The sequence below is a fragment of the Clostridiales bacterium FE2011 genome, assembly GCA_017569305.1.
In the GTDB taxonomy this organism is placed as follows: domain Bacteria; phylum Bacillota; class Clostridia; order Christensenellales; family Aristaeellaceae; genus Aristaeella.
In genome coordinates this window covers 665,025-680,591 of record CP069418.1, presented here as the reverse complement: position 1 = coordinate 680,591, position 15,567 = coordinate 665,025, and the positions used below count along the sequence as shown (strand labels likewise).

The following is a 15,567-nucleotide window of genomic DNA, read 5'->3' as shown; positions in this document are numbered from 1 at the left end:
AAGGTGAACAGCATGGAAGAAAAGAAAAACGGTGCGATAGAAAAGAACGTGACTGCTCCCGAAACAACCGGACAGCCGGTACCCGCCGCCGGAACGGAAGAAGAGAAGGCGGCAATTGACCAGGCAAGGAAGGATCTGCAAAAGACCATCCAGGAAAACCTGGAGAAACAGCGGGAAATGATCAGAGAGGCGAACGCGGCCATTGCCGAAGGGAAAGGAAAGATCAGGCTGGAAACGCCGATCACCGTGCATGAAACAGAATATAAAGAGCTGGAATATGACTTTACGGTGCTGAAAGGGCTTGAATACACGGATGCCATGGACAGCGATCCGAATGCCGTGAACTCTTTCAACATTACAAAGCGGCAGGCTCTTGCCCTGTTTGCCAAGGCCGCGGCCAAGCAGACAGAGGGGCTGGATATGCAGGACATTGTGGGCGAAATCGGTATGACAGACAGCGTGGAAGCGGTGGAAATTGCCACGCTTTTTTTCAACGCCTCGCGGAGGGCGGGGCGAATGCGTATCTCGAAAAAGCCGTGATGGCCTCCATGCTGACGCATACACCCGTTACATCCTTTATGGACATGACCATACGGCAGTTTTACAGGATGCTGCAGGTGATCTGCGATGTGATGGAAAAACGGCGGAACGGCGGAGAATGACAGACAGGCGGTGGGGAATACTCACCGCCTTTTTTCAAGAGGTGAAGCAGCGTGAACATCATCTGGCAGGACAAAGACATTACAGAGTATGTGATGATCAGAAAAGCCGTGGCGCGGGACACCTGCGGGGGACGCTGCGACGGGCTTGATATTGAATTTGAAAACGCGGAAAGCTGGTACCGGTGGGGACCGGCGGAGGATGACGAGATCCGCGTAAAGAGGGACGGATGGGACAGCGGGATCCTGTACCTGAACACTATTGCACCGGGAAACGGAAAATACCGTGTGCTGGCAACAGCACTGCCGTGCAAGGCGAGGAAAAAACGGTGGGATAGTTTTGAAAACAAAACAATTGAGGAAATACTGCGGAAATGCGCGGCTCAGACAGGCATGGATTTTCGCTTTTTCGGGATAGATGGCGGACAACGGATTCCCTATATCCAGCAGGAGAACGAATGCTGCGCGGCCTTCCTACACCGGCTGGCACTGCTGGAAGGAGCCAGGCTGAAATGCATCAACGGTCGGTATGCGCTGATCGGCCTTGATTGGGCACAGGAAAGAACACCGGTGGGAATTATTACGATCAGCGCGGATCAGGACGGAACAGATTACCGGCGGAACGGAGCTAAAGACCGGGGAATGATCATCACTACGCCTTACGCAACAGGGAAGGCAACGGATGAAGAAGTAAGCGTGACACACGCAACACAGGAGATTACTGAATATCCGGCATTGAATAATATCCAGGCTGCACGGTGGGCAAGAAACCTGCTGAAGGAGAAAAACCGGAAGTGCGAGAGTATGACGATCCGGAGCACGTTCTGTCCGGCATGGACGGCCATGAGTCGGATAGACATTACCGGCGGGACGGACGCAGACGGACAATGGCTGATTGAGGATGTGGAACACGATCTGAAGGAAGGTACAAGCCGTGCGACAATGCATCGCTGCATCCTGACAGTTGTATAAGGAGTGTGCGGATGGGAAAACAGGATAACATCATAACCGGTGCGACGATTGAAAGAGGGCAGATCATGGAGGTTGCTGCCGGAGGATACCGGGTGAGGAATTTTGACCGGCCGGGGCTGGTTTCCCGTGTGATAACGGGAACGGATGATACCGTATACCAGGTGGAAGACAAGGTGTATTTCTTTATGTTTAACGATGGAAACGGGAAGATACTTGGCAGATTATGACGGATCATGCCGCGTAAGAAGGATGTGAATATATGGCGAGCCAGACACTTGAAACCATTATTGCCATCAACGCGAAGGTCGGCAACGGGTTTGCGGCAGTTGGCGCGACGCTGACGGAACTTGGATCCCTGATCGGCGGGACAAGCCGGGAACTGATCAATTTCGGCAAGGAAAGCGCTGAAGTATACAAAGACTATGAAAAGTCCATGCATGAGGCGGAGGTTGCGCTGTCCACAAGTCACGGGCGCAACACAAAGGAACTGGCTGACGCCATGGACACACTGAACGCCAAAGCGACAAAATGGGCAGCCACGACCATTTTCCACACGGATGATGTAGCCAGCGCAATTAACCAGGCGGCGCATGCGGGCTGGAACCTGGACGAAATACTGAACGGAATACCGGTTGCGATGGAGCTTGCCCAGGCGGGCAGCATGGATCTGAGTGACGCGCTGATGTACATTACCAAAACCATGAAGGCATTCGATGTGCCTTATGACGAGCTGGGTGAATTCATAGACATGTGGGTTTACGCGGCAAACAGCTCCACCGGCAATGTGCAGGACTTCGGGGACGCCATGAAAAAGATGGGCGCGACCATGCGCTTTACAGACTCCAAGGAAGAACTGTTTTCCCTGATCGGCCTGATGCATGACATGGGTGAAACGGGCAGTACGGCAGCTACGCTCCTGCGGACAAGCATGATGCGTATCCTTGCGCCCAGCGGCGTATCCAGCAAGGTGATGGAGCAGTTGGGGGCGACGGAAGAGGAAATACGGGAAATCCGCGAAGACGCGAGCAAGATGGAGGCGCTGGATCTGCTTGAATCCTATGGATTCAGTGCCTTTCAGGACAACGGACAGGCCAAGCCGATCATCGATATCTACGCGAGCCTGGGACAGGTGCTTGCAGAAATTGCCGGAGGGTATGAGAACATCACAAAGAACCAGACAACGCTTGGTGTTCTCGGTACTATTTTCGGAAACCGCGGTATAACCGGCGCACTGGACGTTGTGACCGCCCTTCAGAACGCAGTTGAACTGCGGGACAAGCTGCTTGCCGGAAATGCGGAGGGATACGGCGAGTATGCCGCAGAAACCATGATGGATACCCTGTACGGGCGGACAGAGATCTTCGAGAGCAAGATTGAACGCCTGAAGCAGGTTGTCGGTGAAGAATTGAACGACCAATTATCCGATGTGATGGAAGGCGTAGGCGGGATTGTTGATGACATTGCCGAGATGGATGAAGGCAAGTTTTCTGCGCTGGTGTCCGGTCTGGAAGTGATAGCGGCAGCTGGCCCCGGATTAATGATGGCCGGCGGTGCATTCCGGCTGATCGGGCATATCCTTGGACCCGCTGGCGGCATCGGCCTCGGCCTTGTTGCCCTGGCTGCGGCTGCGGCGGCGATCAAGCAGCTGGAAGATTATGATTTTTCCCAGAACTTCGGCAATATGGAATTGGACAACACGGAGATCAAGAACTATGTTCACGCGCTAGGCGAAGATTTCCGCAATGCCTACACATACACGGACGAATTTGCCAGGGCGCTGGAAGCGGCCAAAACGAACTATCAGGAAGCAAGCGGCACCTTCAGCAGTAATTTGTTTTCGCTGATGATTACGAATACCAAGCTGACAGAGGACGATTTGGCCGGATTGCTGAACTTGGGCAGCCAGATGTATGAATATGTCGAACAGGCGATATACAGCGCGGCCAGCGGGAGCGGCGAATACTGGACAGCATTGTTTGGCGGCGGGGATGCGGAAAGCATCGATAACCCGATGTATGACAGAATCATCGAGCTGACAAACAAAGAGTACCTGGAAAACCAGGCGCAGCTTGAGGATATCGGCAAGAGAATGCGGCAGTCCATCATGGATGCGTTTGCGGATGACAGTGCAATCAGCGAGGAAGAATATAACAAAATCCTCAAAGTGATGCGTGAATACAACGATATGGTGGCCCGCGCCGCGGAAGAAGCGGCGGCGGAGGAAAACTATATCAAACAGAACCGCTGGCTGGAACAGGCGCAGACAGCCAGCTTGGAAGATATCAAGGACATTGCCGGGGAGGCAGAAAAAGAGCGGGACGAAATTCTGGCTGAACAGAAGAAGCGGTTTGAAAACGAGTATTACCGGCTTGAGTATCGCGGGGCGGATGAGGAAACGCTGCGCGGTGTAAAGGCGAGGTACGAAGAGGAACAGAAGAAAACATCCATGGCCTGGGATGATTTCCTGTTCACCCTTTGGGACAGTCAGATTGCCAACAGCGGGCAGCGGGAAAACTATGATCTGCTGGCACAGTATGCCCGGATGTACCAGGAAGGGCAGCTGGACGCGGAAGCAATCAATGTAATGCTGCGGAACAGCATGGGCGACAGTGAATATGCCGGAGGATGGGGAACCGGCAGCGACAGGGCTCAGCTTGGTCAAATGCTGGGTTTGATGATGCTGTCTATGGGCGGCATTGATGAAGTTGCCAATAAGATTGCCTATTACGAGCAAAATGGTGACAAAGCATCCGCTGCCAGGTTGAGACAGTTCTACACAATGGAACAGCTGATCAACAACTTTGGCATTCCATACAAGCTGCCGGATATAGGATGGTTCGATGTACTGGGGCTGCAGGCGGATTTTGTCAACACAAACCAAAGGGGATCGGATCCGGGATGGATGCCTGCTGAAAACAAAAACGCCTTTGAAGCGCTGTTCGGCATGGGTGACATGAGCGTAGCGGATGCGAAAGCAACGATTGACCTTCTTGGACGGAGCAAGGAATCCGTTTACGGTCTGCTGACGGTCATTGGAGAAGAAGCTAAAAAGAACGCGGCAGATAATGCGTCCGGAAAAGTGCCGATGGTAGGTTACGACATGAGCATAGCGAAAGACAGGATGGATAACGTGTCCAAGATTATGTGGGACACGATCTACGAATCCCTATCTTCCACATATGACCTGGAAGCCGTAGCCAAGGGCAAGGAGTGGTTTGCGAGAGATACAGCGCTGAACTACTTCGCAATATGGGATTTGCTCTACGGAGAAGCAAGCAAAAACCCGGAAAAGTACCGGCTGCCGATCACACCGGAAATACCCCAAAACGTGCAGGTTGATCCTGTGCCGGTGCCGATTGAACCTGTGAACAGAACGGACGGTGCAAAAGACAGGCTGACCCAGCTGGAAGAACAGGGAATAGAAGTAAAAGTTGGCGCGGAAGGCACAGAATTAACCGCAACGATTGACGCGGAGGACGGAAGAAGGCTGGTTGAATACCTGGACGGTGATGCGACAGATCTGCACACAAAGATATATGACGAAGACGGGAAGCTGCTGACGGAAATGGTGACAGGCGATGTGAGCCAGCTGCGAGCCCTGATTGAAGGCCAGAACGGACGCACGATCACGGTGAACATTACCGGAAAGAAGATGTTCGCAGAGGGCGGACGCGCCACGGAGGCTTCGATCTTCGGCGAGGTGCCGGGACAGGCTGAGTGGGCGATCCCCGAAGCGCACACGGAAAGGACGGCTGAACTGCTGAACGCGGCGCGGGCGGCCAGCGGGTTTACCTGGCCGGAACTGCTTTCACGGTTTGGCGGACTGAACGCAAACCCGCAGACCCAGCCCACAACCATTGTTTACAGCCCAACGATCAACGCGGCAGACGCCAACGGAGTTGAAAAGGTGCTGCAGGATGACAAGCGCAGGCTGGAGGAATGGTTTGAGAACAAGAAAATGCGTGACGCGGTGGAAGTTTACACCTGATGAAGGGAGGTGGCCCTGATGGAAATGAGCGGATACAGCTACACGGCCAGTGCGGGAGAAACGGCGGACAGTATTGCCCTGGATCTTTTCGGGGATGAAAAGTACGCGGCGGAACTGCTTTGCGCAAATCCGGAGCTGGCGCTGAAAGCCAGAATGGCCGGAGGGGAAGAATGGCTGCTTCCCGTGATTGATATTCCGGCGGAAGGCGCACAGGCCGCACCGGAAACAGCTCCATGGAAGGAGTGAGAAGATGAGCGATCCGATCATACAGTGGCATGATGTGAAGTTCTACGCGAATGCCAAGGAAGTACGCGGCTTTTCCAACCTGACGGTGAGCGGAAGTGTGGAAACACAGGATCAGGAAAACGAACGGAGCAAGTACGTATCCAAGAAGAACAGCAAGGGGTTCGAAATCAGCCTGACAGCTTTTTTTGACAAGCGGCTGGGAATCAGCGATGTGAAGCAGGAGGCTATGAAGCTTGTCAATTACGGTGCTAACGGCCAGACCGGCTATATCTATTCGAACAACAAAAAGCTTGTGACATGCGTAATGATGCTGACAAACGCCAAGGCGCAGAAGATCATTATGACCCCCAAGGGAACATGGATCAGCTGCGAAGTGAGTATGACGCTGAAAATGGCCAGCAAGCTTTCGGGCCTGGACAGCAGCGGAGGCGGAGGGAACAAGAGCAGCGGAGGATATAAGTATTCCGTGACGGTTTATTACAGCGGGAGCAGCGGAGCGGTTTCATCCGTGACGGGATACAGCAACGCATCCAAGGACGCGGCACGAAAAAACGCCTGGGCGAAGGTGCCCAAAACGGCACACTGGGCCAGTGAAACAAAGTCCCAAGCATCCAACCAGACACAAGGAAGAGTGACTACCGCAGCCAAGCAGCAGCAGACGGCAAAAAAGAACAGCCTGCTCACCGGGATTACCAACAGAATTAACCAGGTTAAAAACAAATTGCTTAACATTGTCAAGCTAAAAAAGTAAGGGAGGCGCGGCAGTGGCACAGTATGAAATAGACAGTCGAAATCTACCGCTGGACTTTGAAAGCACAATGAAAAGCGACATGATTGAGCGCACGATCCGCAATGCCAAGAACCTCCTGATGTGCCGGAGAAACGAGATCCCCTATGACAGACAGCGAGGGCTCGATCCCGGCATATTTGATATTCCACTGGCCGAGGCACAGGCCCTTATAACACAGGAACTTGACCGGGTGATGCTGTGGGAGCCGGACGCGGAGGTTGTGGAAGGCTGGCTGGAACAGGACGAGAGCGGTGAAACGATTGTGCATTGTATCATCGAAATCACAATAGGTGAGCAGGGGGAGGCGAAGAAAGCATGGATAACACCGAACTGCACTATCTGACCTATGACGAAGGTGCGGTCTGGGAGGAAATGGTGATGGCTTATATCGGCGCGGGCGGCGATATTCTCTATCCCGGCGATGAAAAAGAAATGCTTCTGCGGGGAATGCAACAGATTATCATCCAGGCTTTCGCGGGGATCGATAACGCGCTGCGGATGAATACCCTTCGCTATGCGGTACGTGACTATCTTGATATCTATGGAGAAAAACGAGGCTGCTACCGGATCCAGGCGATGCCGGCGACGGCAACGGTATCCATTACGACAAATGCCACGGGTGAGCCGTCTGTTATTCCCACCGGAACAGCGATGACGCAGGATGGGAGCATTATGTGGACGCTGAATGAAGAGATCACCCTGACCGGTCTGCAGGAGACCCATACGGCGACCATCACGGCCAGCACGTCTGGCGCGGCGGGAAATGGACTGCTTGCCGGAATGAGCATGGATCTGCTGTCTCCGGATGATGCGATCAACAGCATTGTTGTATTGACGGACGCAGTGGGCGGCCAGAACGAAGAAAACGACGAGACATACAGGGAACGGATCCGGCAGCACGGACTGACGGCGGTGACAACCGGCCCGGCAGATCAGTATGAACAAGCGGCGAAAGAGGTCAGCTCCGAGATCCTGGACGCGGTTGCCGTAAACGGCGGCATTGGCAAGGTGAACATTTACATCCTGCCAGCCGGAGAGCAGGGAACAGCTGCGCTGATCCAGGCCGTTGAGGATGCGTTGAACGCGGACAACGTGAGGCCGCTGAACGACCAGGTGACGGTGTCGCTTGCGACGCCGAGACCTTATGTGCTCAATGTCAACTATGCGGTGTATAACGGGCAGAACATCAGTACGGCTCTGGCGCGGGCCATTGATGAATACCAGAAATGGCAGGATCAGGCCATCGGCAGGGCATTTAATCCGGATAAGCTGAAAGCAATGCTGTATAACGCCGGGTGCAGCCGGGTTGAACTTGGCTCCGGCTGTGAGTTTGACGGCGGGAAAGCCGAGTATACGGAGATCAGCGCGAACGAATACTGCTCCGGGACTATTACGCTGGCGGTGATAAACGAATGATCACATACAGCATAGAAGAAATACTGCCCGGGTTTGTCCTGGCAGACAGGAACGGATACGCGATGGCGAAGGCATTGGAAGCGTGCCTGAACTACTTCCTCGCCAGATGCCAGGAAGGGCTGGACGCCCTGCTGGACATAGACAAAATGCCGGAGTGGCGGTTGGACGAGATGGCGTGGGAGTATAACTGCCTGTATGACTATAAGGCGGATATTGACGCCAAGCGCGGATGGATTAAAAACGCCTATGACTACTACAAATGCCACGGGACGGCGGAGGGAATCAAGCAATACCTCGGCGCGTATTTTTACAGAGCCGCGGTGGCGGAGTGGTTTGACGCGGAGCTGGAGCCGGGCTACTTCGACGTGATTGTATCCGGACTGAGAACAGCCGCAAGCGAGGCGTGGATCCGAGCATCGGTTGAGAAGGCAAAGAATGTACGGAGCCTGCTGCGGAACGTTATTTTCTATGGCGGAGAGACCCGGAACACGATGCACGGCGCAACGGGGATCGCGAGCATGGGCACGGTGGACAAAGTTACGATGATCCCGGACGCCTACACGTCAACGATCAGGGACATTGAGGACATGACGATCAGTACCCTGCAGCGCAGGGATATACGGAAACTGCAATAAGAAGGAGGGAGAACATGGGCTGGACAGGAGTGATTACAAACGTCGGGAACGCCGCGCTGGAAAGGGTGATTGCCAGCGGCAGCCAGCTGAATATCAACGAGGTGAAGATCGGGACGGGATACACGAACCCGGCCAATGCCCGGCAGCGGATTTCGCTGGTGGAAGAGGTTGGCAGAGGCAGCATAGAACGGAAACGGATTGTGAACGGCGGAATGGAGCTGTCTATCTTTATCCCACCGCAGGATATGGAGTACCTGATAAAGGAGGTTGGCGTTTTTGCCACGATCAACGGGCAGAGCGTGATGGTGGCGCTGTATCAGGATAGAGACGGGCTGAGCATTCCCTCCCGGGCGGCTTTTCCGGATTACGCGTTTAACCTGGTGGCGGTATGGGACATAGACAGCACGGGAGAGCTGACGGTGACGATAGATCCTTCCGCCCTGGTGACGCGGCACGCGATGGAAGAGGCACTGAGTGACTATGTCACGGTGGATCAGGGACCAGAGAACGCCGGGAAAATTCTGGCGGTGGGGCAAGACGGGAGGATCACCCTGAAAGAAATCGGACTGGCGACGGGGGTGGGCTTCTGATGGACGAACAGCCGAGGTATTACCTGGTAAAGACGGAGGACATGTGCCGACTGGCAGAGACGATCAGGGGACAACTGGGGCTGATAGATGATCTGGTGTGGCCGGATGACTTTTTCAACGCGTTTTATGATGTTCCCTTCAATTACGCGGGCAGACTGGAATCTGCCGTGCATCATATCCGCGGTGTAAGGAAAGTCTATGCCTATGCCAATGAAAAGGACTGGGAAGACACACACGGGGTACCGGCACACAGCCTGGCGATCTTTGTGAAGGGCGGGGATGAAAGCTCCATTGCCCGGGCGATTATTGACAACAAGGCGCCGGGAGTTCCGACAGTAGGCGATATCAAGCAAACGATCTGGGACGGCGAGAAGGATGTTACTGTCAGGTTTTCGCGACCGGCGAACGCGGAGAGATGGGTTTTTGCGCAAGTAAAAGCTGTTTTGCGGGGAGAAAAAACAACTGCGGAAAGGGCACGGCTTGCAGCGGAAATACAGCACCGGATACGGCTGAAACTTGATGAGGTACCGTTTGGAGGAACGCTTGACCTTGATGATGTGAACAATACGGTCAAATATTATTTCCAGAACAGCAGCATCGAGATTGAGGAGATCCGGATGAATGCTCCGGGGGATGACCAATACAGATCAAGCGGGTACATACACCTGGCATGGAATGAATGCCTATACACCTATTACGACATAGGGCGCGACTTTGTGACGGTAGATTGGGAGGTGAGGACAGAATGACGGGAACGACGCATTACGGCCTGACACAATATGAAAATGACAGAGAGAAGATGCGCATTGTTCAGGCTGAGCACAGCCTGAACAGGGATATGCAGATAATCGACCGGGTGCTGCACGCACACGCAGGCTCTCTGGCGAAGGAGTTTGAACCAGGGGAGCACATCCGCCGGGACGATTTCCGGATGCATGAGGACGTGTTGTACCGCTACAGCGGGGCGGACGCGCCGGGGGACAATTATGTTGTCAGCGGGTGGAACCAGGCGGAGTGGACACCGGCGACGATTGAAGAAATGCTGGCTCTGGCAATTGAAAGGGAACAGGCGGACAAACTGGATTTACAGCTGCATCCGGACAAGGTCGCGCCTTACGGGTATATCGGCCGTAGGGTGGAAGGCGGAGGGACGATCTTCTTTGATTACCGGCTGGGTTTCCAGGGCGATGTGACGGTGGAACCGAGGATTGAACCCGATGATGAGGATTATCATGTGGATCCCGCGACGGGACTGGTGGTGTATGACAGGCCCGATAGCAGTACACCAGGCCGGTTTCTGGTGGTGAGTGATGACGACATAGGAGAGACCGCAAACAGTCTTTTGTGGGCAGAAGAGGGAAATAGTAACGCATTGGCTTCGTGCTATGGAGCTGTGGGCTTTGGGGAAGGGGAAAACAACACAGAACGATGCATAGAGGCGGCACGGAGTGATGACCTGCTAGGGGGCGGTGCAAACGGCTATCGGGCCATATGGAAATATATCAATGAGATGAAAGGCCCGGTGACCAAGGGCAAATGGTTCCTTCCTTCCAGGGATGAATTGAACGTGTTGATGAATGTTCAAAGTAGGAACTATAGCAAAAGGAAGGGCTATAACCCGGAGACGCAGGCATGGGATATCCAGATTCCCAGGCTGCCGGTGTGTTTTTATGCCAGGTACTATTATTCTTCTTCAAAGCCTTTGCTTCTTTTGGGGGGCGTATCTATTGCTGAATTTTCCAATGAATCCATGAAAACTTTACAAGGATCGCCGTACCCGAATATAAAGGTCCGGCTGGTGCGATGGTACTGATTTCAGGGACAGATAAATAATCAAAGGACGTCAGGTTTCGATCTGGCGTTTTTTCATGCTAAGGAGGTGTTTCAATGGGCAAATACAGCGCGGAGGCACTGAGCCTGGCCGGGGATAAATACCTGGGCAGAAAATACTCGGAAATGGATTGCCAGGCGTTTGTAGAGAATTCCATGCGCGATGTGGGTCTGATGATGGATCTGAAGGGCAGTAACGCCTGGTACCGTGAAGTGATGAAAAACGGATGGGTCGGAAGTCCGGAAGAATGCAAGAAGGTGTTCGGCAGCATACCGAAAGGTGCGCTGCTTTTTATTCACGCTTTTGACAAGGGTGAGGAACAGCGCGGGTACCATGACGGCCTGGGGAATGCAAAACACATCGGGATCAACACAGACCGCAGCGGGGATGACATGGTACAGCGGGCCAGGGACGCCGGAGCGAATTCGCCGGAGAAATGGAACTACGGTGACGGCGCTATACACAGCAGCAGCGTACGGGAACATGTGACCACCAGCAAGTTTGCCGGGAAGAGCATAAACGGTGGGTGGAACAAGGTTGGCCTGTACAGCAAATTTACCTACGGAGAAGCGATTGACCGCCAGCTGGCGGAGATCACCGGCGAGAATGCCTCGACCGGAAATAAAAACGAAACACAGGAGGTGACAGGCATGTATGAAGCGATTCTGGAAGGCGGAAAAACCAATAGCCCGATCAATATCCGCAAAGTGGCTGACGGCGGCCTTCAGGACAAGCTGAACCAGGGAACACGGGTAACGGTGCTGGCGGAAAGCGGAGACTGGTGCAAGATCAGCTACCAGAAAGGCAACCGTACCGTGACGGGATTCGTGAAGGGCGAATTCGTGAATGTTGCGGATGACGCGCCTTCCAATCCGGATAACGGCGATGCTCCGGCGGCGATCAGCGAAACGGAATGGGACAACAAGACAATCTCCATTACGCTGACCATGACGGAAGCTGCCGCGGCAGCGATGCTCCCGGTGCTGGATAAACTTGTTCGCGAAATCGTGAACAAGGTCGGGAGGGGGTGATGGAAATGGAACAGGTAAAGGAGTTGACATATCAGGGGGTCGCTCCGTGGATGCTGTGGGTAACGGCGATTGTAGTCGTTGTTCTGTGCGCGGCCATCGCGACGGTGTGGAAGGTGGTACAGATCAACCGTGACGAGAAGAAGCGCAAACAGGATGAAATGCGGGCCATCGCGGAGAGCGTTTTCCAGGAAAAGGTGTCGGCCCTGGCGGAGGATATCAGCCAGAAGGTGACGGACAGCATGACGGCCACGATGAAGGACAAGTTTGCCGAGATTGACCGGAAGCTGGACAACGACAAACGCCACATCGAGAATGCCGAAAAGCAGAGCGCGGAACATGAGAAAGCGCTGGAACGCATTGAATCGACTCTCGAAAGTGTTGACAACAATATCAGGGACATGCAGCGGGGGTTTACCTGCCTGGCACGGGGGACAATTGCAACCCTTAATCATCAGCGGCACAACGGGAATGCAGATGAACTGGACAGCGCGACGGAGGAACTGAACAACTACCTCACGGAGCGACCGATTGCCCCGATGCAGAACAATTCAAACAATAAAAACAGGAGGAATGAACAATGAAGAAGATCTATTTTTGCCTTATGCTGATCATGACGATGACCATGTTATTTTGTGCGGCGGCGGTGGCGGAGGAATATACCGCCGTAGCTGGCGGCGCGCTTCCTGCAGAACCTTTCAGCTGGGATTACCTGGCAACCATCGCCGGAGCAACCCTGGCAACCATGCTCATTGTGCAGCTGCTCAAGCTGCCACTGGATCGGATATGGAAAATTCCGACACGCATTGTGGTTTACATTATCGCCCTGGTGATCAGCCTGCTTGCCACGCTGTTTACCGCCGGACTGACGATCCAGAGCGGACTGCTGACAGCTGTTAATTCGGTCATTGTCGCGCTGGCGGCCATGGGCGGGTATGAAGTGGCGATTTCCAAGCTGGAAAACAAATAATACAGACATTATCCGGCCTATAAGGCCAGGGCGGCGGCACCGGACAGGCGGCCTGCCCGCCTGCTGAAGCGGAGGCTTTTGCCCGCATGTGACGACAGGGACGCATGCGGGTTTTTCTACTGCGCGGAGGTTCAAGGCGGGCTATTTTTCAACATATATGCCCCGTGATGTGCGGAAACGCATGGCAACCATCACGGGGCTTTCTTTTTTTCTGCCATATGTAATTGACATAATAATGGAGGGTGAAAACACAATGGAAACAGTACAGCCTATACGCGACCTGGACGTACTCAACAAGTGCTATGAAATAGCGCGGAGGCACGACAAGACCCGGAAGACCGGCGAGGTCAGCTGGGAACTGATCCTGCTGATCGGCTTTAATACCAGCCTGCGGGTGAGCGATTTCCGGCGGTTTAAGGTGGAGGATCTGCGAGGGAAAGACTATGCGCAGATGAAGGCAAAAAAGACCGGGAAAGAGGCACGGATCCTGATCAACCCGCCGGCACGGAGAGAGATCAACCGGCTGCTGGCCGGACGGAAGAGCGACGAATATATCTTCCAAAGCCGCCAGCAGGATACCATTACGCATAAAAGAAGGCCGATCACGCGGCAGCGGTGCTATCAGATCATCAACGCCATTGCGCGGGAGGCGGGGATCCAGGACAGGATCGGCTGCCATACGCTGCGGAAGACTTTCGGATACCACTACTACAAGATGACCGGCGATGTGGTGAGTTTACAGCGGATATTGTGTCACAGTTACCAGCGGGAAACGCTGGTGTATATAGGCGTGGTGCAGGAGAATATTGACGAGAGTTTGATGAAGTTTAATATGCTGGCGGGGAAGAGAGTGAGGGAAAAATGAAAAACAAGTGAATATGCCAAATAAATACATGAAACAATGATAGGTATTAAAACAAACTGTCATTGTGCTGTAGCATAAAACTTAACGGTATTTCTTTCGCAGCGATTGTAGACAATCCTGTATTTGCTCCAACGCTCCAATGATGATCAAGGGTGTTTTATACATATTAGAAGCTGATTGAAAACTATTGTAATGAAGCATTAGATGTTTATAATCCGTATCAGATAAATCCCGTTCATCGAGAGCTTTCATCGTAAGATTAAATTGATTCTTTGCCTCCACAAGTTTAAAGTTGGGACAGTATCTTTTTTCTAGAAGCATTTTGTAATCTGATAATGCTTCCAATGCATTGTCAAGCAGATGAGAAAGTGAAGGTTTTATGACATTAGGAACAGCATTATGTCGGGGATTCATGTGAGGATAATACTCGAGAGGGTCCGATTGCATAGAAGGATCGCGCTTAGCTGAAGGATAGTATGTGTTTGCCGTTGTAGATGCGGAGGACTCGTCTGAGTTAGAAGATGTGGAAGGTTTCGTGGGCTCTTTTCTATTGCGCGATTTGCTTTCTTCTAAGTCAGCATATAGAGTTTCATACCTATTTTCTAAATCTTTATGTGATGATAATAATACCTCATATTTCTTTTTTAATTCCGCATAATTGTCATAATATCTTGCGTTTGATTTTTCCAATTCTGCGTTTCTGTCATGTAAACGTTGGTTTTCTCCGCTGATTATATTGAAATATTGAGGAGTGTTCTTGGAACTTGTGGAATCTGCTCGGATCCAACCGGGGCGAGGTGTTCTTTCAATTTGTTTGTATAGAGCAGCTGTAACTTTCTGTGCGAGATCGTCTGGATTCTTCCACCAATCAACGTTTCGTCCTTTTTTGACGGCTGATTTAAACTTATCAAACGCCCTGGTGTGCGTTTTCTCAACATAATCAGGTAAAACGGGTACGCTCTTATCAATTAAGAGGGCAAGGATGGGAATTCCTTTCTCTTTTGCATATTTGAATTCTTTTTCTGTATAACTGATACCGGCATCGGGACCATCTTCAATTACCGTGCCATAACGATGACCAACAATAAGAACATAATAATCAGATGTGTCAATTGTTTCCTTGATTATTTCCCATTGTTCCTCGTTGGCAGCACCAAATAATTCCATGCCTACAGGGAAGTGATGCATAGAGAGGATTGCATCCTGGACTTTATTGCGCTCTTCCCGAAGATCATCATAAGTTGATGATATAAAGACCTGATACTTTATTTCCATAAAGCAACCCCTCAATATGTATTTGAATGAGTATATGAAACGCAGATTCTAACTTTGATAAAATAGCATATATATTATTGTGAGTCAACTTGTTTAATTGGAGTGAAATAGTAAGTGTATTTATTGATGCATGGACTGAGCTTGACATAATAAGCCATGGTTAAACGTAGCGAACTAAGCAAGGTGCTTTCTCATCGTATATAATAGGAAGCAAAAAATCAAACGACAGTTTAACACAACCCCCAATTATGACAAAGTGCGGAAGAGGCGCGTTCCTATGCGGAGTTGCCCCTTCTTTTTTT

17 protein-coding genes are annotated in these 15,567 nt (G+C 52.3%); 16 read left to right on the top strand and 1 reads right to left on the bottom strand.

Annotated features, from left to right (window positions below; genetic code table 11):
- The first annotated feature begins 12 nt into the window (after nt 1-12).
- From JRC49_03300 to JRC49_03225, 16 genes are all read left to right on the top strand, one after another.
- Nucleotides 13-540, top strand: a complete 528-nt coding sequence (locus tag JRC49_03300) for a hypothetical protein (protein ID QTE71873.1) — start codon at nt 13-15, stop codon at nt 538-540.
- A gap of 173 nt (nt 541-713) precedes the next feature.
- Nucleotides 714-1,631, top strand: a complete 918-nt coding sequence (locus JRC49_03295; protein ID QTE71872.1) for a hypothetical protein — start codon at nt 714-716, stop codon at nt 1,629-1,631.
- An 11-nt stretch (nt 1,632-1,642) separates the two neighbouring features.
- Nucleotides 1,643-1,858, top strand: coding sequence for a hypothetical protein (locus JRC49_03290; protein QTE71871.1), 216 nt, complete (start codon nt 1,643-1,645; stop codon nt 1,856-1,858).
- 32 nt (nt 1,859-1,890) lie between these two features.
- Nucleotides 1,891-5,619: a phage tail tape measure protein gene (locus tag JRC49_03285; GenBank protein ID QTE71870.1), complete on the top strand. Its 3,729-nt coding sequence runs from the start codon at nt 1,891-1,893 to the stop codon at nt 5,617-5,619.
- An 18-nt stretch (nt 5,620-5,637) separates the two neighbouring features.
- The gene (locus JRC49_03280; protein ID QTE71869.1) at nt 5,638-5,865 is read left to right on the top strand and encodes a hypothetical protein; all 228 of its coding nucleotides are present in this window, start codon (nt 5,638-5,640) and stop codon (nt 5,863-5,865) included.
- A 4-nt stretch (nt 5,866-5,869) separates the two neighbouring features.
- A complete protein-coding gene (locus JRC49_03275; GenBank protein QTE71868.1) occupies nt 5,870-6,616 on the top strand; it encodes a hypothetical protein in 747 nt (248 codons plus the stop codon).
- A gap of 13 nt (nt 6,617-6,629) precedes the next feature.
- Nucleotides 6,630-6,998, top strand: a complete 369-nt coding sequence (locus JRC49_03270) for a hypothetical protein (GenBank protein QTE71867.1) — start codon at nt 6,630-6,632, stop codon at nt 6,996-6,998.
- A complete protein-coding gene (locus JRC49_03265; GenBank protein QTE71866.1) occupies nt 6,971-8,071 on the top strand; it encodes a baseplate J/gp47 family protein in 1,101 nt (366 codons plus the stop codon). The genes JRC49_03270 and JRC49_03265 overlap by 28 nt, the downstream gene beginning before the upstream one ends.
- On the top strand, nt 8,068-8,706 hold the full coding sequence (locus JRC49_03260; protein ID QTE71865.1) for a phage tail protein: 639 nt from the start codon (nt 8,068-8,070) through the stop codon (nt 8,704-8,706). The genes JRC49_03265 and JRC49_03260 overlap by 4 nt, the downstream gene beginning before the upstream one ends.
- A gap of 14 nt (nt 8,707-8,720) precedes the next feature.
- A complete protein-coding gene (locus tag JRC49_03255; protein QTE71864.1) occupies nt 8,721-9,296 on the top strand; it encodes a phage tail protein in 576 nt (191 codons plus the stop codon).
- Entirely contained in the window at nt 9,296-10,045 is a 750-nt protein-coding gene (locus JRC49_03250) for a hypothetical protein (GenBank protein ID QTE71863.1), read from the top strand. The genes JRC49_03255 and JRC49_03250 overlap by 1 nt, the downstream gene beginning before the upstream one ends.
- Entirely contained in the window at nt 10,042-11,109 is a 1,068-nt protein-coding gene (locus tag JRC49_03245) for a hypothetical protein (GenBank protein QTE71862.1), read from the top strand. Before JRC49_03250 ends, JRC49_03245 begins: the two co-directional genes overlap by 4 nt.
- A gap of 74 nt (nt 11,110-11,183) precedes the next feature.
- Complete coding sequence (locus JRC49_03240) at nt 11,184-12,158, top strand: hypothetical protein (GenBank protein QTE71861.1); 975 nt, start codon at nt 11,184-11,186, stop codon at nt 12,156-12,158.
- 5 nt (nt 12,159-12,163) lie between these two features.
- Nucleotides 12,164-12,739: a hypothetical protein gene (locus tag JRC49_03235; GenBank protein QTE71860.1), complete on the top strand. Its 576-nt coding sequence runs from the start codon at nt 12,164-12,166 to the stop codon at nt 12,737-12,739.
- Nucleotides 12,736-13,125, top strand: coding sequence for a hypothetical protein (locus JRC49_03230; GenBank protein QTE71859.1), 390 nt, complete (start codon nt 12,736-12,738; stop codon nt 13,123-13,125). The genes JRC49_03235 and JRC49_03230 overlap by 4 nt, the downstream gene beginning before the upstream one ends.
- Nucleotides 13,126-13,378: 253 nt before the next feature.
- Nucleotides 13,379-13,990 carry a tyrosine-type recombinase/integrase gene (locus JRC49_03225; protein QTE71858.1) on the top strand — a complete coding sequence of 204 codons (612 nt, stop codon included), beginning with the start codon at nt 13,379-13,381 and terminating at the stop codon, nt 13,988-13,990.
- 81 nt (nt 13,991-14,071) lie between these two features.
- Here JRC49_03225 and JRC49_03220 read toward each other — a convergent pair whose 3' ends face one another.
- Complete coding sequence (locus tag JRC49_03220) at nt 14,072-15,265, bottom strand: DUF4062 domain-containing protein (GenBank protein QTE71857.1); 1,194 nt, start codon at nt 15,263-15,265, stop codon at nt 14,072-14,074.
- Between the last annotated feature and the right edge of the window lie 302 nt (nt 15,266-15,567).